This window comes from Streptomyces sp. NBC_00483 (assembly GCF_036013745.1).
Classification (GTDB): Bacteria; Actinomycetota; Actinomycetes; order Streptomycetales; family Streptomycetaceae; genus Streptomyces.
In genome coordinates this window covers 1,982,853-2,004,148 of sequence record NZ_CP107880.1, presented here as the reverse complement: position 1 = coordinate 2,004,148, position 21,296 = coordinate 1,982,853, and the positions used below count along the sequence as shown (strand labels likewise).

Annotated in this window: 20 protein-coding genes; 11 read left to right on the top strand and 9 right to left on the bottom strand. The window is 71.4% G+C overall.

Translation table 11 applies throughout. The annotated features are described in order from the left end of the window. The first annotated feature begins 22 nt into the window (after positions 1-22). Positions 23-1,249, top strand: coding sequence for an acyl-CoA dehydrogenase family protein (locus OHA73_RS08585; RefSeq protein ID WP_266722349.1), 1,227 nt, complete (start codon positions 23-25; stop codon positions 1,247-1,249). 82 nt (positions 1,250-1,331) lie between these two features. On the opposite strand, the gene OHA73_RS08580 is transcribed toward OHA73_RS08585, so the two are convergent. Both OHA73_RS08580 and OHA73_RS08575 read right to left on the bottom strand, forming a co-directional pair. Further along, complete coding sequence (locus tag OHA73_RS08580; protein ID WP_327654735.1) at positions 1,332-2,609, bottom strand: SWIM zinc finger family protein; 1,278 nt, start codon at positions 2,607-2,609, stop codon at positions 1,332-1,334. Continuing rightward, positions 2,606-5,407 (bottom strand): DEAD/DEAH box helicase, encoded by a 2,802-nt coding sequence (locus OHA73_RS08575; protein WP_327654734.1) that lies wholly within the window; start codon positions 5,405-5,407, stop codon positions 2,606-2,608. Before OHA73_RS08575 ends, OHA73_RS08580 begins: the two co-directional genes overlap by 4 nt. A 342-nt stretch (positions 5,408-5,749) precedes the next feature. On the opposite strand from OHA73_RS08575, the gene OHA73_RS08570 reads away from it, so the two are divergent. Beyond that, positions 5,750-6,805: a fatty acid desaturase family protein gene (locus tag OHA73_RS08570; protein ID WP_327654733.1), complete on the top strand. Its 1,056-nt coding sequence runs from the start codon at positions 5,750-5,752 to the stop codon at positions 6,803-6,805. A 146-nt stretch (positions 6,806-6,951) separates the two neighbouring features. Continuing rightward, complete coding sequence (locus OHA73_RS08565; RefSeq protein ID WP_266722357.1) at positions 6,952-7,134, top strand: hypothetical protein; 183 nt, start codon at positions 6,952-6,954, stop codon at positions 7,132-7,134. Between the two features lie 60 nt (positions 7,135-7,194). Here the strand turns inward: OHA73_RS08565 and OHA73_RS08560 are convergent, their stop codons facing one another. The 3 genes from OHA73_RS08560 to OHA73_RS08550 form a co-directional block, all read right to left on the bottom strand. Next, positions 7,195-8,019, bottom strand: a complete 825-nt coding sequence (locus OHA73_RS08560) for a hypothetical protein (protein ID WP_266722359.1) — start codon at positions 8,017-8,019, stop codon at positions 7,195-7,197. Positions 8,020-8,196: 177 nt separating this feature from the next. Further along, positions 8,197-8,484 carry a hypothetical protein gene (locus OHA73_RS08555; RefSeq protein WP_266722360.1) on the bottom strand — a complete coding sequence of 96 codons (288 nt, stop codon included), beginning with the start codon at positions 8,482-8,484 and terminating at the stop codon, positions 8,197-8,199. A gap of 99 nt (positions 8,485-8,583) precedes the next feature. Next, positions 8,584-9,117 (bottom strand): PadR family transcriptional regulator, encoded by a 534-nt coding sequence (locus OHA73_RS08550; protein WP_267072960.1) that lies wholly within the window; start codon positions 9,115-9,117, stop codon positions 8,584-8,586. 112 nt (positions 9,118-9,229) lie between these two features. Between OHA73_RS08550 and OHA73_RS08545 the strand changes: the two genes are divergently transcribed. Next, a complete protein-coding gene (locus OHA73_RS08545; RefSeq protein WP_327654732.1) occupies positions 9,230-9,982 on the top strand; it encodes an alpha/beta fold hydrolase in 753 nt (250 codons plus the stop codon). Positions 9,983-9,991: 9 nt separating this feature from the next. Here OHA73_RS08545 and OHA73_RS08540 read toward each other — a convergent pair whose 3' ends face one another. Continuing rightward, positions 9,992-10,594, bottom strand: coding sequence for a class I SAM-dependent methyltransferase (locus OHA73_RS08540; RefSeq protein ID WP_266722362.1), 603 nt, complete (start codon positions 10,592-10,594; stop codon positions 9,992-9,994). A 230-nt stretch (positions 10,595-10,824) separates the two neighbouring features. Here OHA73_RS08540 and OHA73_RS08535 point away from each other — a divergent pair, with 230 nt between their 5' ends. The 5 genes from OHA73_RS08535 (at position 10,825) to OHA73_RS08515 (ending at position 15,622) form a co-directional block, all read left to right on the top strand. Then, positions 10,825-11,598, top strand: a complete 774-nt coding sequence (locus OHA73_RS08535) for an MHYT domain-containing protein (protein WP_266722364.1) — start codon at positions 10,825-10,827, stop codon at positions 11,596-11,598. A gap of 68 nt (positions 11,599-11,666) precedes the next feature. Next, on the top strand, positions 11,667-14,183 hold the full coding sequence (locus OHA73_RS08530) for a sensor histidine kinase (protein WP_327654731.1): 2,517 nt from the start codon (positions 11,667-11,669) through the stop codon (positions 14,181-14,183). After that, a complete protein-coding gene (locus tag OHA73_RS08525) occupies positions 14,180-14,620 on the top strand; it encodes a roadblock/LC7 domain-containing protein (RefSeq protein WP_327654730.1) in 441 nt (146 codons plus the stop codon). Before OHA73_RS08530 ends, OHA73_RS08525 begins: the two co-directional genes overlap by 4 nt. Before the next feature lie 17 nt (positions 14,621-14,637). Beyond that, entirely contained in the window at positions 14,638-15,033 is a 396-nt protein-coding gene (locus OHA73_RS08520) for a DUF742 domain-containing protein (protein WP_266722370.1), read from the top strand. Continuing rightward, a complete protein-coding gene (locus tag OHA73_RS08515; RefSeq protein WP_266722372.1) occupies positions 15,014-15,622 on the top strand; it encodes a GTP-binding protein in 609 nt (202 codons plus the stop codon). The genes OHA73_RS08520 and OHA73_RS08515 overlap by 20 nt, the downstream gene beginning before the upstream one ends. 18 nt (positions 15,623-15,640) lie before the next feature. Here the strand turns inward: OHA73_RS08515 and OHA73_RS08510 are convergent, their stop codons facing one another. Next, positions 15,641-16,069: a PPOX class F420-dependent oxidoreductase gene (locus OHA73_RS08510; protein WP_327654729.1), complete on the bottom strand. Its 429-nt coding sequence runs from the start codon at positions 16,067-16,069 to the stop codon at positions 15,641-15,643. A 118-nt stretch (positions 16,070-16,187) separates the two neighbouring features. Here OHA73_RS08510 and OHA73_RS08505 point away from each other — a divergent pair, with 118 nt between their 5' ends. Then, the gene (locus OHA73_RS08505; protein WP_266722377.1) at positions 16,188-16,601 is read left to right on the top strand and encodes a roadblock/LC7 domain-containing protein; all 414 of its coding nucleotides are present in this window, start codon (positions 16,188-16,190) and stop codon (positions 16,599-16,601) included. Between the two features lie 143 nt (positions 16,602-16,744). Then, a complete protein-coding gene (locus OHA73_RS08500) occupies positions 16,745-17,608 on the top strand; it encodes a DUF6397 family protein (protein WP_267071316.1) in 864 nt (287 codons plus the stop codon). A gap of 60 nt (positions 17,609-17,668) precedes the next feature. Here OHA73_RS08500 and OHA73_RS08495 read toward each other — a convergent pair whose 3' ends face one another. Next, a complete protein-coding gene (locus tag OHA73_RS08495; RefSeq protein ID WP_266722381.1) occupies positions 17,669-18,541 on the bottom strand; it encodes an acyl-CoA thioesterase in 873 nt (290 codons plus the stop codon). Positions 18,542-18,623: 82 nt separating this feature from the next. Continuing rightward, positions 18,624-21,278 (bottom strand): DEAD/DEAH box helicase, encoded by a 2,655-nt coding sequence (locus OHA73_RS08490; protein WP_327654728.1) that lies wholly within the window; start codon positions 21,276-21,278, stop codon positions 18,624-18,626. Positions 21,279-21,296 lie beyond the last annotated feature (18 nt).

Here is a 21,296-nt window from a genome sequence, read left to right as displayed (position 1 = left end):
TTGCGTGCGCCCTGGAGGGGTTATGGCCGAGTTCACCATGGATCTCAGCGACGAGCAGAAGGAAGTCCGTGACTGGCTGCACGGCTTCGCCGCCGATGTGATCCGCCCCGCGGCCGCCGAGTGGGACGAGCGCGAGGAGACCCCCTGGCCGGTCATCCAGGAAGCGGCCAAGCTCGGAATCTACTCCCTGGACTTCTACGCGCAGCAGTTCTTCGACCCTTCGGGCCTCGGCATTCCGATGGCCATGGAGGAGCTGTTCTGGGGCGACGCGGGCATCGGCCTGTCCATCGTCGGCACGGGCCTCGCCGCGGTCGGCGTCCTCGCCAACGGCACCGAGGAGCAGATCGGCACCTGGATCCCGCAGATGTACGGCGACGCGAACGACGTGAAGGTGGCCGCCTTCTGCTCCTCCGAGCCGGACGCCGGCTCCGATGTCGCCGCGATGCGCACGCGCGCCGTCTACGACGAGGCCAAGGACGAGTGGGTCCTGAACGGCACCAAGACGTGGGCGACGAACGGCGGCATCGCCAATGTCCACGTGGTCGTCGCCTCCGTGGACGCGGAGCTCGGCTCCAAGGGGCACGCCTCCTTCATCGTGCCGCCGAACACCCCCGGTCTGTCCCAGGGGCAGAAGTTCAAGAAGCACGGCATCCGCGCCTCGCACACCGCCGAGGTCGTCCTGGAGAACGTCCGGGTGCCCGGCTCCTGCCTGCTCGGCGGCAAGGACAAGCTCGACGAGCGCCTGGCCCGCTCGCGGGAGAAGGCCAAGAAGGGCGGCGAGCGCGTGAAGAACGCCGCGATGGCCACCTTCGAGGCCTCGCGTCCCGCCGTCGGCGCCATGGCGGTCGGCACGGCCCGCGCCGCCTACGAGGAGGCCCTGGAGTACGCGAAGACGCGCGAGCAGTTCGGCCGCCCGATCATCGACAACCAGGGCGTGGCCTTCCAACTCGCCGACATGCGCACCCAGATCGACGCCGCGCGCCTCCTGGTGTGGCGTGCCTCCTGGATGGCGTCCACGGGCAAGAAGTTCGAGAACGCCGAGGGCTCCATGTCCAAGCTGTTCGCGAGCGAGACAGCCAAGAAGGTCAGCGCCCAGGCCGTCCAGATCCTCGGCGGCAACGGCTTCACCCGCGAGTACCCCGTGGAGCGCATGCACCGCGACGCCGCGATCTACACGATCTTCGAGGGCACGAGCGAGATCCAGCGCCTGGTCATCGCCCGCACCCTCTCGGGCATGCCGATCCGATAGCGGGTTTCGCGGTGGCCTCACCGATGTCGGAGAGGCCACCGCGGGACTGCGCCCGGTGGGACTGTGCCCGGCGGGACTCCGCCTACCCGTCCTCGTCGGCGGAGCCGAGGGCTCCGGCCAGCGCGGAGGCGGGGTCGGACGCCGAGGGCCCGGCGGGAGCCCAGCGACCGCGCTGCTTGCGGTAGGGCCACCAGCGACCGTCCCGGCCGAGCCGCAGTTGGGCCTGCCCGTCGGCGGTGCTCCAGCGGCCGCGGGCGGCCTTGAGCGCGGGGCGCTCGTCGTCGTCCCAGGCCGCGTCGAGCGCGGCACGCGCGCGTACCAGGCCTTCCGCGTCCGGGGTCCGGTCCTCGTCCAGTACGTCGAGCGCGGCGGCGCCCCCGTACTCCCAGGCATGTACGGCGAGCGTCAGGCCCTCCCGGCCGCGGCCACCGACCTCGGCGAGCCGTGCCCGGATGTGCGGCACGGGGGACGCGGAGGCCAGACGTACGGCGTCCTGCGGCACGGTCAATTCCGGTGGGGCAGGGCGCTGTTCGTGCCCGGGGGACAGTGCCTCCGCGAGCAGCCGGTGCGCTTCGGTCGCCGCCTGCGCGCCGAGGAAGCCGAGCGCGTCGACGTCCGTGCCCGCGGGTGGTGCTGTCTCCGTGTCGAGCGACGGCGGCAGGCCGGGCTCGTCGGGCAGCGGCGGCGGACCCGGCAGCGGTGGCAGCACGATCGCCGACGCGTACGCCTCGGCCGCGTCCACCCCCTCGGCCTCCCGGGCTGCGTGCGGCGCCTCCGGTTCGGTGCGTACGGTGCTGCGCACCTGAAGCTCGTCGAGCAGCGCGCGCTCGCCGCGCCCGCGCAGCAGGAGCAGCACGAACGGATCCTGGTCCAGCAGACGGGCGAGCTGATAGCTCAGCGCCGCCGTGTGCGCGCAGTGGTCCCAGGCGTCGCAGTCGCAGCGCGGCTCCAAGTCGCCGATCCCCGGCAGGAGTTCCACACCCGAGGCCGAGGCGTCCTCCACGAGGTGCGGCGGCATGTCGCGGTCCAGGAGCGCCGCGATGTGCCCGGCCCGCTCGGCCGCCATCGTCAGGAAGCCGTCCCACTCGTCCTCGTCCAGGCACTGCAGCAGCACGTCCGAGCGGTGTGTGGCGCCGCCGCGGTCCTCCACCACCGCGGTGATGCGACCCGGCCGGACCGACACCGCGCCCACCGCTCCCGCGCGCGCGAGCCGACGTCCCGCCTTCAGCTGCGCGGTGTCGAGCGCGGTGTCCTCCAGGGCCTTCAACCAGGCCTGCCCCCACCAGGTCTCGGCGAAGGCCCGCCCGCGCGCGGGCGGCAGTGCCGCGAACGTGCGCATGTCGTCTTCCATGTGGCTCATCGGGTGCCCCCTCGCAACTCGACCAGGTCCGCCAGTTCCGCGTCGGTGAGTTCGGTCAGCGCCGCCTCACCGGAACCGAGCACCGCGTCCGCCAACTCCTGCTTACGGAGCAGCATTTCCGCGATCCGGTCCTCGATCGTGCCCTCGGCGATCAGCCGGTGCACCTGCACCGGCCTGGTCTGCCCGATCCGGTACGCGCGGTCGGTGGCCTGCGCCTCCACGGCCGGGTTCCACCAGCGGTCGTAGTGCACGACGTGCTCCGCGCGCGTGAGGTTGAGGCCCGTGCCCGCGGCCTTCAACGAGAGCAGGAACACAGGCACTTCGCCCTCCTGGAAGCGCCGCACCATGGCCTCGCGCTCCGCGACCGGGGTGCCTCCGTGGAGGAACATCACCGGCACGCCGCGGGCCACCAGATGCCGCTCCACGAGGCGGGCCATCTGCACGTACTGCGTGAAGACCAGCACGCCGGCGTCCTCGGACAGGATCGTGTCCAGGAGCTCGTCGAGGAGTTCCAGCTTCCCGGAGCGGCCGGTGATGCGCGGCTTGTCCTCCTTGAGGTACTGCGCCGGGTGGTTGCAGATCTGCTTGAGGCCGGTGAGGAGCTTGACGATCAGACCGCGCCGCTCGAATCCCGCCGCCCCGGAGATCTCCGCGAGCGTCTCCCGCACCACGGCCTCGTACAGGCCCGCCTGTTCGGCGGTGAGGGACACCGCGCGATCCGTCTCGGTCTTGGGCGGCAGCTCCGGGGCGATGCCGGGATCCGACTTGCGTCGACGCAACAGGAAGGGCCCCACGAGCTTGGCCAGACGCTCCGCCGCTGCCGGGTCCTTGCCGCCCTCGATCGCCCGGGCGTAGCGCGTGCGGAAGGTGCCGAGGCGGCCCAGGAGACCGGGCGTCGTCCAGTCGAGCAGGGCCCACAGCTCGGAGAGGTTGTTCTCGACCGGGGTGCCGGTGAGCGCCACGCGCGCGCGTGCGCCGATGGTGCGCAGTTCCTTGGCCGTCGCCGAGTAGGGGTTCTTCACGTGCTGCGCCTCGTCGGCGACGAGCATTCCCCAGGACGCGGTGCCGAGTTGGGTGGCGTCGAGGCGCATCGTGCCGTAGGTGGTGAGCACGAACTCGCCGTCGGCGAGGTTCTCCAGGGAGCGGCGCCCGCCGTGGAAGCGGCGTACGGGGGTGCCGGGGGCGAACCTCTCGATCTCGCGCTGCCAGTTGCCCATCAGGGATGTCGGACAGACCACGAGCGTCGGTCCCGCGCTCTCCGGGGAGGTCTGGCGGTGCAGGTGCAGCGCGATCAGCGTGATCGTCTTGCCGAGGCCCATGTCGTCGGCGAGACAGGCGCCGAGGCCCAGCGAGGTCATGTGGGCGAGCCAGTTGAGCCCGCGCAGCTGGTAGTCGCGCAATTCGGCGTCGAGCGCCGCCGGTTGGCCGACCGGCGTCATGCCCTCGGGGTCCGCGAGACGGTCCCGTAGGGCCGTGAGCCAGCCCGTCGGCCGTACGTCGACCCGGCGGCCCTCGACCTCCGTCGAGCCCGTGAGAACGGCGCTCAGCGCGTCGACCGGTGTGACCTTGCGGTCCTGGTGCGAGCGGGCGCGGCGGGCCTCCGCGGGGTCGATCAGCACCCACTGGTCGCGCAGCCGTACGACGGGACGGTTCGCCTCGGCGAGCACGTCCAGCTCCGCGCGGCTCAACTCCTGGTCGCCGAGGGCGAACCGCCAGTCGAACGCCAGCAGGGCGTCGGCCGACAGGAAGGACGGACCGTCGGAGGAGAGCCCGTCGGGGGCCTCGCCCTCGGCCGGGCCGATCACCGCACGGGCCGTCAGCTTGCGGGCCAGCTCCCGGGGCCAGTGCACCTCGACGCCTGCCGCGGACAGCGCCCGCGCGCCCTCGCCGAGCAGCTCCGTGACCTCCTCGTCGGCCAGTTCGACGGCGTCCGGCACGGTCGCGGAGAGCAGTGGCGCGAGTGGTGTCCACGCGCGCGTGGCGCGGCGCAGTGCCAACAACGCGTCCATACGGGCACGGTCGCCGAAGGCCCGCGCCGAGGAACCGCCCCCGGCCCACACCTGTGCCGCATCCGCGACCAGGGTGGGATCGCTGACGCTGTGCAGTTGAAGCACCGCGCGGAACGGGGAGCGGGGCTCGTCGTCCGTGATCTGCTCGAGTCCGGGGACCTCCACGCGCAGCGAGATCCGCACGCCCGCGTCGAGCCCCGCCGCGACATCCCCCGCCCAGGGGCGCAGTTCGGGCACGCGCTGCGGTTCCCGCGCGGCGAACGCCGGTCCACCGGCGGCGTGCGCGGCGGCGGGGGAGCGCGGCAGGGCGTCGGCCACCGCGTCCAGGAACGCGCGCAGCAGTCGTTCCGGGGCGTGCAGGCGCGGCGCTTCGGTCCCGTCCAGCGGCACGGCGTGCGCCTCGGGCGGCATCGCGGCGGCCAGCTCCCTGACCCGGTCGAGGTCGCCGGCCCCCAGCGGTCCTGCGCGCCACGCGTCGTGGCCTTCGGCGCTCACTCCCGGCAACAGCAGCCCACGGGCGACGAGTTGGAGCGCCAGGAGGCCGGCCGCGCCCCAGAAGGTCGCCGTCGGGTCGGCGTCCGCGGTGGTACGCGCGCGGGTGAGCACCGGCAGCGCGGCGCGCATGGGCAGGGTGACGGCCGGTACGGTCACCGGCTCCACGGCGTCCTCACCGGGCAGCGCGAGGCGCAGTTCGGTGCGGGTGCCCGCGTCCGGCAGCGGCGGCTCGCCGCCTTCGGGTCGCCAGAAGGCCACGGTCGACGTGCGGGCCGGGTCGGCGGGGGTGAACACGACGCCGCAGCGCGCGAGTTCGGTGGTCTCGGAGGGGGTGGGCGGAGCGGTGTGGGTGTGCTCGGAGATGGCGACGTCCTCGTATTCATCAAACTTGACTACTCACCCTGGAGGCGCCGAGGGTACACCTCCCGATCGGCCGGACGCGCCTCCATATGTCGTGATCTGGATCACCTGACCCTTAAGGGTGGGGCTTACCCCCCTGTCGTGGTGGGGTGCGCCCAGGCGGTACTCGGGTGGTGGCGCCATGGCCGATGAAGGCCCGTGATCCATAGGTTCCTAGTGGTCGGGCGACGCGTAGCCCGCCGCATCGACCTCACCCACCACAGACCGGAGACCGCCATGCCCTCGGCCGTCGGAACCCTGCCGGAGCCCACCACCGGGCCGGCCTCCCCCGAAGGGGGAAGCGAGTTCACGCCACTGCTGCGCGCCATCAAGGGGCAGGGGCTGCTGGAGCGGCGCACCGGCTGGTACGTACGCACCATCCTGGTCAACGCCCTGTGCCTCGGCGCCGTCGTCACGGGCATGGCTCTCATCGGCGGCTCCTGGTGGGTGCTCGCCCTGGCACCGGTCCTTGCGGCGCTGTGCGCACGCACCGCCTTCATCGGACACGACGCGGGCCACGCCCAGATCACCGGGAACCGCTCGGTGAGCCGGCTGATCGGCCTGGTCCACGGCAACCTGCTGCTCGGCATGAGTTACTCCTGGTGGAACGACAAGCACAACCGGCACCACGCCAACCCGAACCACATCGAGAAGGACCCCGACGTCGCCGCCGACGTACTCGTCTTCACCAGCAAACAGGCCGCCACGCGCGCGGGGTTCCGCGGCTGGCTCACCCGCCACCAGGCCTGGCTCTTCTTCCCGCTCACCCTGCTCGAGGGCCTCGCCCTGAAGATCTCCGGATTCCAGGACCTGCGCCGCCAGAGCGGCCGCGAACGCCTCGTGGAGGGCGCGTTCCTGGTCGCGCACGTGGCCGGTTACCTGACGCTGCTCCTCACCACCATGCCGCTCGGCCACGCGCTCGTCTTCGCGGCCCTCCATCAGGCACTGTTCGGGCTGCATCTGGGTATGGCGTTCGCCCCCAACCACAAGGGCATGGAGATGCCGGACCCGGACGGCGACAAGTGGGGCCACCTGCGCCGCCAGGTCCTCACCTCGCGCAACATCAAGGGCAGTGCGCTGACCGACTGGTTCCTCGGCGGCCTCAACTACCAGATCGAGCACCACCTGTTCCCGAGCATGCCCCGCCCCCACCTGCGCCTCGCCCAACCCATGGTGAAGGCCCACTGCCGCGGGCTCGGCATCCCCTTCGTGGAGACAGGGCTTGTCGACTCCTACCGCCAGGCGCTGCGCCACATGTATGAAGTGGGAGAGCCGCTGCGGGTCGACATCTGACGGCTTCCCCGCCGTGTGCGGGGCGTGGAATCAGGGATGTCTCAGGGTTGCCGGACGGAACTGCGGGCGACGTGGGCCCGTTTCTCACAGCAGAGGCGGGTCCGCTCCACTCAGGCGAGGGCGGGCCGCCCCGAAGGAGGCCACACATGTCGAAGAGCGCGAAGATTGCCGTGGGAGGTGTGGCGGCCGGCATCATTTTGTTGATCTGGCTGCCCTGGTGGGCGGCCCTGCTCATCGTGCTGGGCGCGCCCGCCGCCGCATACATGTTGCTCGACCCCTCGCAGCGGCGCCGGCTGCGCCGCGCCTCGCGCAAGGAGCTGGGGCGCTGAGGGGACATCGTGACCATCGGAGCCGCACGGGACGTTCGCGCCCCGCGCGGCTCCGTCGATTCACGTAGGGCGTACGGCCATCTTGTCGAGCGCTTCGAGCAGGCTCGGCAGTTCCCGGCCGCGGCCGACCGGCAGCACTTCGCCCGGCTCGTCGTCGAGGAGCACGAAGGCGATGTCGTCGGTCCGCGCGACCATCGACCAGCCGGGCCCGTCCGCGCGCAGCGTCCGGGCGTCGCCGGAGGCGAACGAGGAGCGCACGCGGCCCAGGGGCGGCGGCGCGTCCACGTACCCGCGCACCTCCGAGAGGACCCGCCGGATGCCCGTCTGGGTGCCGCTCGGCTCGCCCTCCTGAGGCGCCTCGGCGTCCTCCTCCGTGGCGAACTGGGAGTCGTCGAGCTGTTCCCGCCACACGGCCCACTGGAGCGCTATCTCGTCCGCCCCCAGGCGCCGTTGGGCCGGGCCCCACGTCTCCGTGTCGGGCGGCGTCAGCGGCGGTGTGTCGGCGTACTCGGGGTCGGGCTCGGGATCGTGCGGCGCGGGGACGCCCGGGGCGGCCACGGCGAGCGAGAGCGGCCAGCCAGGCAGCGCGGCGACCATGCTGTCCTCGTCGGGCGAGAGCTCGTACTCCATGCCGCAGTCCCACGACGCGATGGCGACGGCGACCAGCGACACGTCGTCGACCACGACGGTCCACCGAGCGCCCTGCCCGTCCTGGCCGAGCACCAGACCGTATCCCTCGGCCAACGGCGCGAGCCCCAGGGCCCCGCAGGCCTCCGGGTAGTCGTCACCGAGCACGCTCGGGAACTTCGCAGGCGTCAGCAACACCGCCGTCAGCACGTACAGCGCGTCGTCCCCATCGACCGCCGCTTCGTCCACTCCGGTCACGCCGGCCTCCCCTGAACTTCGTTCCACCGGCGAGACCTTAGCCAGTGCCCGATGCCGCCGTACAGGGGGGTCCACACTCGATGACCAGGAAAATCGACAACAATCCAGCCCCTGCACCCCTCCCGTGAGCAAACTGTCAACATCCCGTGCCCACCATGTGCGCCTCGCACACGTTGCTCAGCCGGCCGGCAGCCCAAGAAGGGCGCGAGCGACGGTCCGTGGCGGCTCGTCGCGTTCCCGCGCGAGGGCGATGACGGCCCGGCAGGCGAGCTCATTGACCCCGAAGGCCAGCGCACTCGGCTCGACCCAGCCCGCCGCCTCGTCGGCCCGCTCCTGGTCATCTTCGACGCCCGCCACCACATAGGTGGCAGCCGCCTCGAACAGATTGTGCGCCCGCTCCTTCTTGCTCGGCGTACCACCGTCCTCGCGCCACGTCCTCCACGCCTTGCGGACCCGATCGATCATGGACGCCACCGTCCCCCTACCCGTAACCCCCGACGTGTGTCACGGAGTTCCGGCCATCGTGACAGACCCGCCCACGCAACGGATCCCGTGCGGCGGGGGTCAGTGGGCCTCGGTTTCCAGGTCTTTGATCGTTGCGCGCAGCCAGGTGAGTTCGGCGCGGCTCGTCGCGCGGGCGATGGTCAGTACGCCGCGCCGGAACGGGTCGTCCAACTCCTCCGCGCGCAGTGCCCGGTCGCCGTCGTAGAAGAAACTCGCGGGCTCCTCCAGGAAGTCGAGCCTGCGCCGCAACACGGCGGTCTGCTCCTGTGGGGCTTCCAGGTGACGCAGGAAGGCGAGCACGGTGAACCAGCGGTTCTCGTCGGTGATGTCGGACCGGGCCGGCTCGCGCAGTCTGCCGCACAGCTCCAGGCGGCCCTGCTCGGTGAGGCTGAGGACGTGCCGTGGCGCCGCCGCGGTGCCCGGTTGTGTCTCACGCGCGAGCAGCCCGGTCTTCTCCAGGCGTTTGATCGCCGGATACAGGGTGCTCTCGGCGACGGGGCGGACGTGTCCGGTGAGCGCCGTGATGCGCTTGCGCAGCTCGTAGCCGTGCAGCGGGGCGTCGTACAGGAAACCGAGGATCGCGAGCTCCAGCATGCTCTCCATTCTCGCCCATGATTGCGCCCACGCTGTACATCGTTGACGTAGTACTACGTGGCCGATGTATTGTCGGTGAAGGACGCCGGGGAGGCCGAACAAGGAGGACGTCATGCGGGAGGCGCCGTTCGACGAGCGGGGAAGTCGGATCCGGTGGACCGAAACGGCGGGTGGGGGGCCGGCGCGCGTGTACGTCCACGGGCTCGGGGCGGCGTCGACCGTCTACCACGCGCACATCGCGGCCCGGCCCGAACTGGTCGGCCGGCGCACGCTGTTCGTGGACCTGCCGGGACACGGCATCAGTGACCGCCCCGCCGACTTCGGATACACGTTGGAGGAGCACGCCGACGCGCTGGCGGCGACGCTCGACGCCGCACGGGTGAGCGGGGCGCAGATCGTCGGCCACAGCATGGGCGGCGCGGTCGCGATCGTCCTGGCGCACCGGCGCGGCGACCTCGTCTCCCGCCTGGTCGTCACCGAGGGCAACCTCGACCCGTCACCGCCCATCGGGGCCGGGAGCAGGCGCATCGCGTCCTACGAAGAAGAGGCGTACGTGTCGGGAGGCGGCCACGCGCGGGTGCTCGAGCAGGTCGGGCCGTCATGGGCCGCCACCATGCGCCTCACCGACCCGCTCGCCCTGCACCGCAGCGCGACCGGTCTCGTGCGCGGCACCGAACCCACCATGCGCGAGATGCTCACAGCGCTCACGATCGACCGGGTCTATCTCCAAGGTGCGCTCAGCGGCGAACTCCCTGGCAGGGACGGGCTGGTGAGCGCGGGCGTCCAGGTGGTCGACGTCCCCGGCGCGGGGCACAACGTCATGTTCGACAACCCGGAGGCCTTCGCGGCCGCCCTCCAGGGGTAGTGCCGCGGCTCAGCCCTCCTCCCGCACCGCGAGTGCCAGGAAGCGGTCGTCCTCGTCGGCGTACGAGGTCATGCGCCAGCCGGCGGCGGCGAGGAGTGGGCGCAGGTTGGGCTCGGCGCGCAGGTCGTCCGGGGTGAGGGCGCGGCCGTGGCGGGCGGCGAGGGCGGCCCGGCCGATCGGGTGGAACAGTGCGAGCAGCCCGCCGGGGCGTACCACGCGCGCCAACTCGCGCAGATTCTCGGACGGTTGCGGCAAGTGCGAGATGAGCCCGGCCCCGAACACCGCGTCCAGCACGCCCGCGCGCAGCGGCAGTCGGGCCACGTCCGTGAGCAGCAGCCGCCCCTCGGTGTCCCTGCCCGCCCGTACGGCCCGCTCCAGCATGGCCGCTGTCAGGTCGGCGCCCAGGACCACCCCGGAAGGCCCCACGGCCGCGCGCAGCGGTGACAGCGCCCGCCCCGTGCCGCACCCGGCGTCGAGCACACGGTCACCGGGGCGCAGTTCCAGCGCGGCCACCGCGGACGCGTAGGCCGGGCCGTCGTCGGGGAAACGGGTGTCCCAGTCGGCGGCTCTGGCCGCGAAGAACTCCTGCACACGTGTGGCGTCATCGCTCATGCGCTCCATGATTGCGCAGCGCACTGACAGCGGCGCCCAGGCGCGTCCCGTGACACGAGTGGGGGACGAAGGATCGAAAGGTCCCGTTCTTCGTCGAAGACATCGCATGCACGTGCGGTGCGCATGTTCGACTTTCCGGCGACCGTTCCGCACCGTATCTCCTTCGTATTCCAAAACCTTTCGAACTGCGCCCCTGTTGTACGCCCCCACGGGCCTACCGTCCCTGACTCATGGGACACCTGGACCACGCCGCCTTCGGCTGGCTTACCCCCGTGCTGTCGTACGCGATGGCCTGCATCGGCGCCGCGCTCGGACTGCGCTGCACCGTACGCGCCCTGAACACCACGGGGAGCGCACGACGCAACTGGCTGCTCACGGCCGCTTCCGCCATCGGCACCGGCATCTGGACCATGCACTTCGTGGCGATGCTCGGGTTCACCGTCACCGGCACCGAGATCCGCTACAACGTCCCGCTGACCATCCTCAGTCTGGTCGTCGCGGTGACCGTCGTCGGTGTCGGCGTCTTCGCCGTCGGTCACCACAGCGAGCGCGGGCGCGCGCTGGTCCTGGGCGGCCTCACCACGGGCATCGGCGTGGCCAGCATGCACTACCTGGGGATGGCGGCCCTGCGCCTGCACGGGAAGGTCAGTTACGACCCGCTGCTGGTCGCCCTCTCCGTGGTGATCGCCGTCGTCGCGGCGACCGCCGCGCTGTGGGCCGCCCTCAACATCAAGTCACCGGGCGCCGTCGCGGTCGCCTCCCTCGTCATGGGCGGCGCCGTGAGCAGCATGCACTACACCGGGATGATGGCGGTGAGCGTGCGGGTGACCCCCTCCACGGCGGAGCTCGCCGGGGCCACGGCGATGCAGTTCATCTTCCCGCTGGCCGTGGGGCTCGGTTCCTACCTCTTCCTGACCTCGGCGTTCGTCGCGCTGTCCCCGACCGCGGACGAGAGGGAGGCCTCCACGTCGGCGCAGCGCCCGCTGGAGCACCAGACTCCCTGACCGCCCCCGCACCGCCACCGGCCCGGCACCAGGAGCGCGAAGGTGCCCCGACCCCGATCGAGGAGGCCATGCGCCCGCCCCGCAGAACCCCCAGCTCCGGCCCTCCGCACGAGACTTCGGCCCCCGCGCGCGGACGGCGTGCGCACGCCGGGCTGCCCGCCGACGAGGACGTCCTGGTGGAGCCGGAGCCCGGCAGTGCGTCCCCCGCGCGCGGGGGAGCCATGCATCTGCGTCCGCGTACGGTCCGGGCGAAGATCATCTGCCTCCTGATGGTGCCCGTCGTCTCGCTGCTCGCCCTGTGGGCCTTCGCCACCGTGAGCACCGCCCAGGACGTCGCGCGGCTACGGCAGTTGCAGCGGGTCGACGAGACGGTGCGCGCACCCGTGGGCGCGGCCGTCGCCGCCCTGCAGGCCGAACGCACCGCAGCCGTCGCCTACGCCACCGAACCCACCGCCGGCCGCGCCGACGCCCTCACACGCCGTGCCGCCACCACCGACCGCGCCGTCTCCCCGCTGCGTATCGGCAAGGACGGCACGGTCGCCGACGGAGCCGACCTCCCGCGCGCGGTGGCCGGCCGACTGGACTCGTTCGTCGGCGGCGTCGAGCACCTACGAAGTGTGCGCAAGGCCGTGCAGGAACGGCGCATCGGCTGGGACGACGCATACGGGCAGTACACCAGGACCGTCGACAGCGCCTTCGCGGTCAGCGGTTCGCTCACCGGCATCCAGGACTCCGAACTCGGCTCCGACGCGCGCGTACTCCTGGAGTTCGGCCGCTCCGGCGAGATGCTCGCCCGGGAGAACGCGGTGCTCGTCGGCGCACGCCTCGCCGGTTCCCTGGACGGCGAGCGGCTGCGGCTGTTCACCGGGGCGGTGGGGACCCGCGGGAACCTGATCGGCACGGCCGCGAACGACCTGCGCGGGCCCGAACGCGCCGCATGGAAGCGCCTGGAGGCAAGCCGCGCCTACGGAGACGTACGCGCCGTCGAGGACCGCACCCTCATCGCGGACCCGGGCGGGAAGGCGCTCGCCGCCGCGTCCGCCGACGCCTGGAACACGGCGTACGTGACCGTGCAGGACCAGATGCGCGCCATCGAGACGGACGCCGCACGCGGCGCCGCTGTCCGCGCGGACCCGCTCACCCGCGGACTGCTCACCCCGGCGGGAGGGGCCGTCCTGCTCGGACTCTTCGCCGTGGCGGCCTCGCTGGTGATCTCCGTGCGCATCGGCCGCGGCCTCGTCGTCGAACTGGTCAGCCTGCGCAACACCGCGTTGGAGATCGCCCGCCGCAAACTGCCCGACACCATGCGCAGGTTGCGGGCCGGCGAGGAGATCGACGTGGCGGCCGAAGCCCCTCAGGGCCCGCCCGCGGAGGACGAGACCGGCCAGGTCTCCGAGGCGCTCACCACGGTGCACCGCGCGGCCCTGTACGCCGCCGTGGAGCGCGCCGAACTCGCCAGCGGCATCTCCGGGGTCTTCGTCAACCTCGCCCGCCGCAGCCAGGTCCTCGTCCACCGTCAACTCGGCCTCCTGGACGGCATGGAGCGCCGCGCCGACGACCCGAGCGAACTCAGCGACCTGTTCCGGCTCGACCACCTCACCACACGGATGCGCCGCCACGCGGAGAGCCTGATCATCCTCTCCGGAGCCGCGCCGGGCCGCGCCTGGCGACAGCCCGTCCCACTGACGAACGTCGTGCGGGCCGCGGTCTCCGAGATCGAGGACTACGCGCGCGTGGAGGTGCGCCACCTCTCCGCCGCCCAGGTCTCCGGTGCCGCTGTCGCCGACCTCACCCACCTCGTGGCCGAACTCGTCGAGAACGCCGCGCAGTTCTCGCCCCCGCACACCAAGGTGCGCATCAGCGGCGAGCCCGTCGGCAACGGGTACGCGATCGAGATCGAGGACCGCGGCCTCGGCATGGGCAAGGAGAGCCTCGAAGAGGCCAACCAGCGCATCGGGCACTCGGAGGCCCTCGACCTGTTCGACAGCGACCAGCTCGGCCTCTTCGTGGTCAGCAGGCTCGCCAAACGCCACGACATCAAGGTGAACCTGCGTACGTCCCCGTACGGAGGCACCACCGCCGTCGTCCTCCTGCCCACCCCCCTACTGCACAAGGACGGCGAGATCGGGCCGAGCGCCCATGACGCGCCCCAACTGTCCCAGGAAGAGCGCCGCTACGCGCGCGTGCCCGAGCCCGAAGCGGGGCCGATGAACGACAGCCACCCCGTCCCCGCGCCGGCGCCCCGCCCGGCGCTCGCCCCCTCGACGGAGCCCGAGAGGCCCCGGCACCCACCGGGCGTCACCGCACTGCGCCTGCGCACCTCACCGGAGCCCGCGCTCCCCGAACACCCCGGGGACGACACGGACCCACCCACCGACGGCCTCCCACGCCGCGTACGCCAGGCCAGCCTCGCGCCCCAACTGCGCGAGCGGCCGGCCGAACCCACGTCCCCCGCGCGCGTACCCGCACCGGACGAGCGCACCCCCGAACAGGTCCGGGCCCGGATGGCCTCCTTCCGGGACGGCTGGGCCAGAGGCGGTGGCCGACCGCCCGGCCCCGACACCCATGAAGGAGATCGCGCATGATCAAGGAACCGAGCGCCACGGGGACGGCCCACGGTGCCGGCGAACTCGACTGGCTCCTTGATGACTTGGTGCTGCGAGTGCCCGAACTGCGGCATGCCGTGATCCTCTCCAACGACGGCCTTGCCGTCGGCTCCTCCAGCGGCCTGCGCAGGGAGGACGCCGAACACCTCTCGGCCGTCGCCTCCGGCTTCAACTCCCTCGCCAAGGGCACAGGGCGGCACTTCGGCACGGGCGGAGTGCGGCAGACCATGGTCGAGATGGATGAAGGTTTCCTCTTCGTGGCGGCCGCAGGCGACGGTTCCTGCCTCGCCGTCCTGAGCACCGGCACCGCCGATATCGGGCTCGTCGCCTACGAGATGGCGCGCCTGGTCAGAAGGGTCGGCGAACACCTCTACACGGCCCCGAGAGCCGCCGGGCAGCCGCCCACCGCGGGCTGACGGGCACGGTCGGCGACATGAACGACAACGACCCCGGCAGCCAGTGGTTCGACCAAGAGGCCGGGCCCCTGGTCCGCCCCTACGCGATGACCGGTGGACGGACCGCGCCGGGGCCCCAGGGAGCGCACTTCGACCTGATCGCCCTGGTGTCGCTCGACACCGCGGCACCCGGCACCCACGACGACACCGCCCTCGGTCCCGAGCACCGGTCGATCATCGAGCTGTGCCGCACGGAGACCCAGACGGTCGCCGAACTGGCCGCGGGCACCGACGTACCCGTGGGCGTGGTCCGTGTGCTCCTCGGCGACCTGCTCGAACTGGCCTGCGTGAAGGTCAGCAGGCCGGTGCCGCCCGCACAGCTACCTGACGAGAAGATCCTGAGAGAAGTCATCGATGGGCTCAGAGCACTCTGACACCACGGCCGACGGCCCCACCACGGCCCTGGCCCTGAAGATACTGGTCGCGGGCGGATTCGGGGTGGGCAAGACCACCCTGGTCGGCTCGGTCAGCGAGATCAGGCCGCTGCGCACCGAGGAACGCCTGAGCGAAGTGGGCCAGCACGTGGACGACACCGGGGCGGTCGAACGCAAGACGACCACGACCGTCGCCATGGACTTCGGCCGCATCACCATCAGGTCCGGCCTGTCTCTCTACCTGTTCGGCACGCCGGGCCAGGACCGCTTCTGGTTCCTGTGGGACGAGCTCTCGCAGGGCTCGCTCGGCGCCGTGGTCCTCGCGGACACCCGGCGGCTCGAGGACTGCTTCCCCGCCGTGGACTACTTCGAGCACCGGCACATTCCGTTCGTCGTGGCGGTGAACTGCTTCGCGGACAGCAAGGCCTTCGGGGCGCACGAAGTGGCCCGCGCCCTGGACCTCGACCGCGGGACACCCGTGGTGCTGTGCGACGCGCGCGACCGTGACTCTGGGAAGGAGGTGCTGATCAGACTGGTCGAGTACGCCGGGCGCATGCACTCCGCCCGGCTGCTCGACTCCGTGGGCTGACGCGGGTGGCCGGCCGGTTCAGCCGGCCATGTCGCCCAGCGCCACGACCTTCTCGACCCGTACGCGGACGACGAGTTCACCCGGCACCGCGTTGCGCCGGCCGAACTCCTCGGCGCGCTCCTGGCCCATGTACCGGCCGCCGATCCTGGTGGCCGAATCCAGCAGCTCGTCCGCGTCCTCGCTGAGCTCGGCGCGGCCCTGGATCGACACGAACGAGAACGGGGGCCGCTCGTCGTCGACGCAGAGGGCGACCCGCCCGTCCCGGGCCAGGTTGCGCCCCTTGACCGTGTCCTTGCCGGTGTTGAACACGATGTCGTCGCCGTCGAGGACGAACCAGACGGGCGCGATGTGCGGGCTGCCGTCGGCCCGCACGGTGGACAACTTGGCGGTGTGAGTGCCCTCGGAGACGAAGGCCTTCCATTCCTCATCGGTCATCTTGTGTGCCATGCGCCCATCCTCCTTGCCCGGATGCCCACCGTGGGGAAGGCTTGCGAGTGAATCCTCCGGCCAGGGGAGCGGATCCCCTCCGGGGCGGGGAGCCACAGGGAAGCGGGGACAGGGGACCATGGGGCAGTACGAAGGACTCGGTTGGCTGCTGGACGACCTGACGCAGCGCGTCGAACATGTGCGGCACGCTCTGGTCCTGTCCAACGACGGCCTGGTGACGGGGGCGAGCACGGGCCTGCGCCGCGAGGACGCCGAGCACCTCGCCGCGGTCTCGTCCGGACTGCACAGCCTGGCCAAGGGATCCGGAAGGTACTTCGGCACCGGCGGAGTGCGCCAGACCATGGTCGAGTTCGACGACGCGGTGCTGTTCGTCACCGCGGCGGGCGAGGGCAGCTGCCTGTGCGTGCTCAGCGCGGCCGAGGCCGACATCGGGCAGGTCGCGTACGAGATGACGCTGCTGGTGCACCGGGTCGGCGAACGTCTCACCGTCGACCCGCGCAATCCGGAGCGAGGTCCGCTCGCAGACCTCTGACCTGCGGCGATGCGGGGGTCGGAAGGGTTATCCACAGGCTCGCACGGGCCTGGCCGATCCGAGCTACGGTTCTCTCGAGTGGTCACGGAGAGTGACTGCGTCTGATTCGCAGACGGGGGAGAACCATCGTGCAAGGCGACATCATGACCAGGCCTCAGAGCAGCGCGGCGCGGGAACTGGGGCTGAAACGGGGCGAGTTCGACCTCGCCGTCCGGCTGGGCCGCATCCGTACCGTCCCGGCACCGGGCGGCGGCCGACGCCGTGTCCCGCGCGAGGAGATCGTCCGCATCCGTGAGGCCGAAGGGTTCCCCAACACGCTGCTCGAGCAGGTCAAGGTCGTGGGCACGGCGGAGGGCGCCGGGCTCATGGACATCCCGTCGAGCCGGTTCACCAGGCTGGCTCGCGCCGGGATGCTGACGCCCGCGAAGTTCTACGTCAACCGGTACCGCACGGTGGTGTGGCTGTATCTCGCCCAGGAACTACGGGAGTTCGCGGGGGCAGAGGTCAACGGGCCGCTCCTGACGGGGCGGGCGCCCGACAGGGTGCGCGCCAGGCTGCAGGACGGTGCGGATCTGCGGCCGAAGAACTGGCGGGCCAGGCACGCCGGATATCTGCTCGGGCAGGCCGACGGGCCATGGGACCGGGCGGCGGCCGTCGCCACGCTCCTGGACCCGACGCAGCTCGCTGAACTCGTCGTGAGCCCCTACGAGCGGGCCCATCTGCAGCGACTGCGGCCCGACGAGTTCTGGTACGGAGCACCGGAGTCGCCCAACGCCGCGATCGTCCAGCGCATCCTGACCGCCGACGAACCGGACGAGATCAGCTGGCTGCGCGGGAACCTGCTGCTCAACCTGGAGGAGGCCCGCAGGCGGAGCCCCGCACCACGGCCCGCCGGGCACATGGAGCCCGCGGCGGCGCTGCCGCAGGCCCCGCCGGAGCCCGTCGCCGAGCCTCCGGAGGTGCGGCCGCGGAGCCTGTGGGCCCGCCTCGTCGGAAGAGGAGCCTGAACCGCCGCACGGCCCGCGCCTGTTCGGTCGCCCGGCGCGGAGCGCCGGCCCCGCGCCCGGTCAGCCCTCGAGCTTGCGGAACAGCCCCTCTTGGACCACGGAGACCAGCAGGCGGCCCTCCGTGTCGTAGATGCGGCCACGGGCAAGGCCACGGCCGCCCGTCGCGATCGGCGACTCCTGGTCGTACAGGAACCACTCATCGGCACGGAAAGGACGGTGGAACCACATGGCGTGGTCGAGCGAGGCCATATCGAAGCCGCGCGGACCCCACAGCGGTTCGACCGGCAGCCGCACGGCGTCGAGCAGCGTCATATCGCTCGCGTAGGTGAGCGCGCACGTGTGCACGAGCGGATCGTCGCCGAGGGGGCCCACGGCACGCATCCACACCGCGCTGCGCGGCTCGGCCGCCTCGATGTCCTCGGGCGACCAGCGCAGCCGGTCGACGTAGCGGATGTCGAAGGGCTGCCGGCGGGCCATCCGCTCCAGGGCGTCGGGCAGCGCGCCCAGATGGCCCCGCACCTCGTCGGCGATCGTCGGCAGCGAATCCGGATCCGGAACCTGCCGGGCCGGCGGCAACTGGTGCTCGAAGGCACCCTCTTCGGGCTTGTGGAAGGAGGCGGTGAGATTGAAGATCGTGCGGCCCTGCTGCACGGCGGTGACGCGCCGCGTGGTGAACGAGCGCCCGTCGCGCATCCGCTCGACCTGGTACACGATCGGCACGCCGGGGCGGCCGGGGCGAATGAAGTACGCGTGCAGCGAGTGCACGGGGCGGTCGCCCTCGGTGGTGCGTCCCGCCGCCACCAGGGCCTGGCCCGCGACCTGTCCGCCGAAGACGCGCTGGAGGGACTCGTCCGGGCTGAGTCCGCGGAAGATGTTGACCTCGATCTGCTCCAGGTCGAGCAGGTCGACGAGCCGCTCCGCAGGATTCGTCATGGGTGGATCTCTCTCGTGTGTGCGGCCGGAGGGGACCGGCGCAGGGGCGCGGCCGGAATCTACCGTCCGACCGTCCTTGGAATTACAACTGACCGACGTCCGTGACCCGGACGACGGCACGGCCCTCGGTGTCGGATGCCGCGAGGTCGACCTCGGCGCTGATGCCCCAGTCGTGGTCGCCGTTCGGGTCCGCGAAGGTCTGGCGGACCTTCCACAGCCCGTGCTCCGGGTCCTCCTCGATCATGAGCAGCTTGGGGCCGCGCGCGTCGGGGCCGGTGCCGAGGTCCTCGTACTCGTCCCAGTACTTGTCCATCGCGTCGCCCCAGGCGTCCGCGTTCCAGCCCGAGTCGCCGTCCAGCTCGCCGAGTTCCTCGACGTTGTCGAGCGCCGCGAGTTCGATGCGGCGGAACATGGCGTTGCGGACGAGGACCCGGAAGGCGCGCGCGTTCGCCGTGACCGGCTTGACCTGGTCGGCCTTCTCCTGGGCCTCCTCGGCGGTCATCTCACCCGGGTTGGCGAGCTGCTCCCACTCGTCCAGGAGGCTGGAGTCGACCTGGCGCACCATCTCGCCGAGCCAGGCGATCAGGTCCTCCAGGTCCTCCGACTTCAGGTCGTCGGGCACCGTGTGGTCGAGCGTCTTGTACGCGCTCGCCAGGTAGCGCAGGACGATGCCCTCGGTGCGGGCGAGCTCGTAGTGGGACACGAACTCCGTGAAGGTCATGGCGCGTTCGTACATGTCGCGGATCACGGACTTCGGGGACAGCGGGTGGTCGCCGACCCACGGGTGGCTCTGCCGGTAGGTGTCGTAGGCGTGGAAGAGCAGCTCCTCCAGGGGCTTCGGGTACGAGATGTCCTGGAGGCGCTCCATCCGGTCCTCGTACTCGACCCCGTCCGCCTTCATCTGGCCGACGGCCTCGCCGCGCGCCTTGTTCTGCTGGGCGTGCAGGATCTGCCGCGGGTCGTCGAGCGTGGACTCCACGACGGAGACCATGTCGAGGGCGTACGAGGGCGACTCCTGGTCGAGCAGGTCGAACGAGGCGAGGGCGAACGTCGACAGCGGCTGGTTGAGCGCGAAGTCCTGTTGCAGGTCGACGGTCAGGCGCACGATGCGGCCGGTCGGATCCGGCGTGTCCAGCTTCTCGACGATGCCGCCGTCCAGGAGCGAGCGGTAGATCGCGATGGCCCGGCGGATGTGCCGCAGCTGCGCCTTGCGCGGCTCGTGGTTGTCCTCGAGGAGGTGCCGCATCGCGTCGAAGGCGTTGCCCGGGCGGGCGATGACCGACAGGAGCATCGTGTGCGTGACACGGAAGCGCGAGGTGAGCGGCTCCGGGTCGGAGCCGATCAGCTTCTCGAAGGTGCTCTCCGTCCAGGCGACGAAGCCCTCCGGGGCCTTCTTGCGGACCACCTTGCGGCGCTTCTTGGGGTCGTCGCCTGCCTTGTTGAGCGCCTTCTCGTTCTCGATGACGTGCTCGGGTGCCTGCGCCACGACGAAGCCCGCCGTGTCGAACCCGGCGCGACCCGCACGGCCCGCGATCTGGTGGAACTCTCGCGCGCGCAGCGTCCGCACGCGTGTGCCGTCGTACTTGGTGAGGGCGGTGAACAGCACTGTGCGGATGGGCACGTTGACGCCGACGCCGAGGGTGTCGGTGCCGCAGATGACCTTCAACAGGCCAGCCTGGGCGAGCTTTTCCACCAGGCGGCGGTACTTCGGCAGCATGCCGGCGTGGTGCACACCGATGCCATGGCGTACGTAACGGGAGAGGTTGCGGCCGAACTTGGTGGTGAACCGGAAGTTGCCGATCAGCTCGGCGATCTGGTCTTTCTCCTCGCGCGTGCACATGTTGATGCTCATCAGCGCCTGCGCGCGCTCGACGGCCTGCGCCTGCGTGAAGTGCACGATGTAGACGGGCGCCTGCTTCGTCTCCAGGAGCTCCGTCAGCGTCTCCGTGAGCGGCGTGAGCCGGTACTCGTACGAGAGCGGTACGGGGCGCGTCGCCGAGCGGACCACCGACGTGGTCCTGCCGGTGCGGCGCGTGAGGTCCTTCTCGAACATGGAGACGTCGCCGAGCGTCGCCGACATCAGGATGAACTGCGCCTGCGGCAGTTCGAGCAGCGGAATCTGCCAGGCCCAGCCGCGGTCCCCCTCCGCGTAGAAGTGGAACTCGTCCATCACGACCTGGCCGATGTCGGCCTGCGCGCCGTCGCGCAGCGCGATGGAGGCGAGGACCTCGGCGGTGCAGCAGATGACGGGCGCGTCCGAGTTCACGGAGGCGTCGCCGGTCAGCATGCCGACGTTCTCCGTGCCGAAGAGCTTGCACAGCTCGAAGAACTTCTCGGACACCAGCGCCTTGATCGGCGCCGTGTAGAAGGTGACCTCGTCCCGGGCCAGCGCGGCGAAGTGCGCACCGGCGGCGATCATGGACTTGCCGGACCCGGTGGGCGTCGAAACGATCACGTTCGCGCCCGACACCACCTCGATCAGCGCCTCCTCCTGGTGGGGATAGAGGGTGAGCCCGCGCTCCTCGGACCACGACTCGAAGGCGTCGTAGAGGGCGTCCGGGTCGGCGGTCTTCGGGAGCTGATCGATAAGGGTCACGGAACCATCTTGCCTGCCATCCGGCTCGATCCGGCAATCGGATGTCGGAGCGAAGATCACGAAGGCTACGCTGGGTCGCCGACGGGGCGTCAGCACGCGCGCGGCCCTCACGGGGCAACTCGGCGCAGCAACAAGCGACATGTCGGTACATCGCGCGCG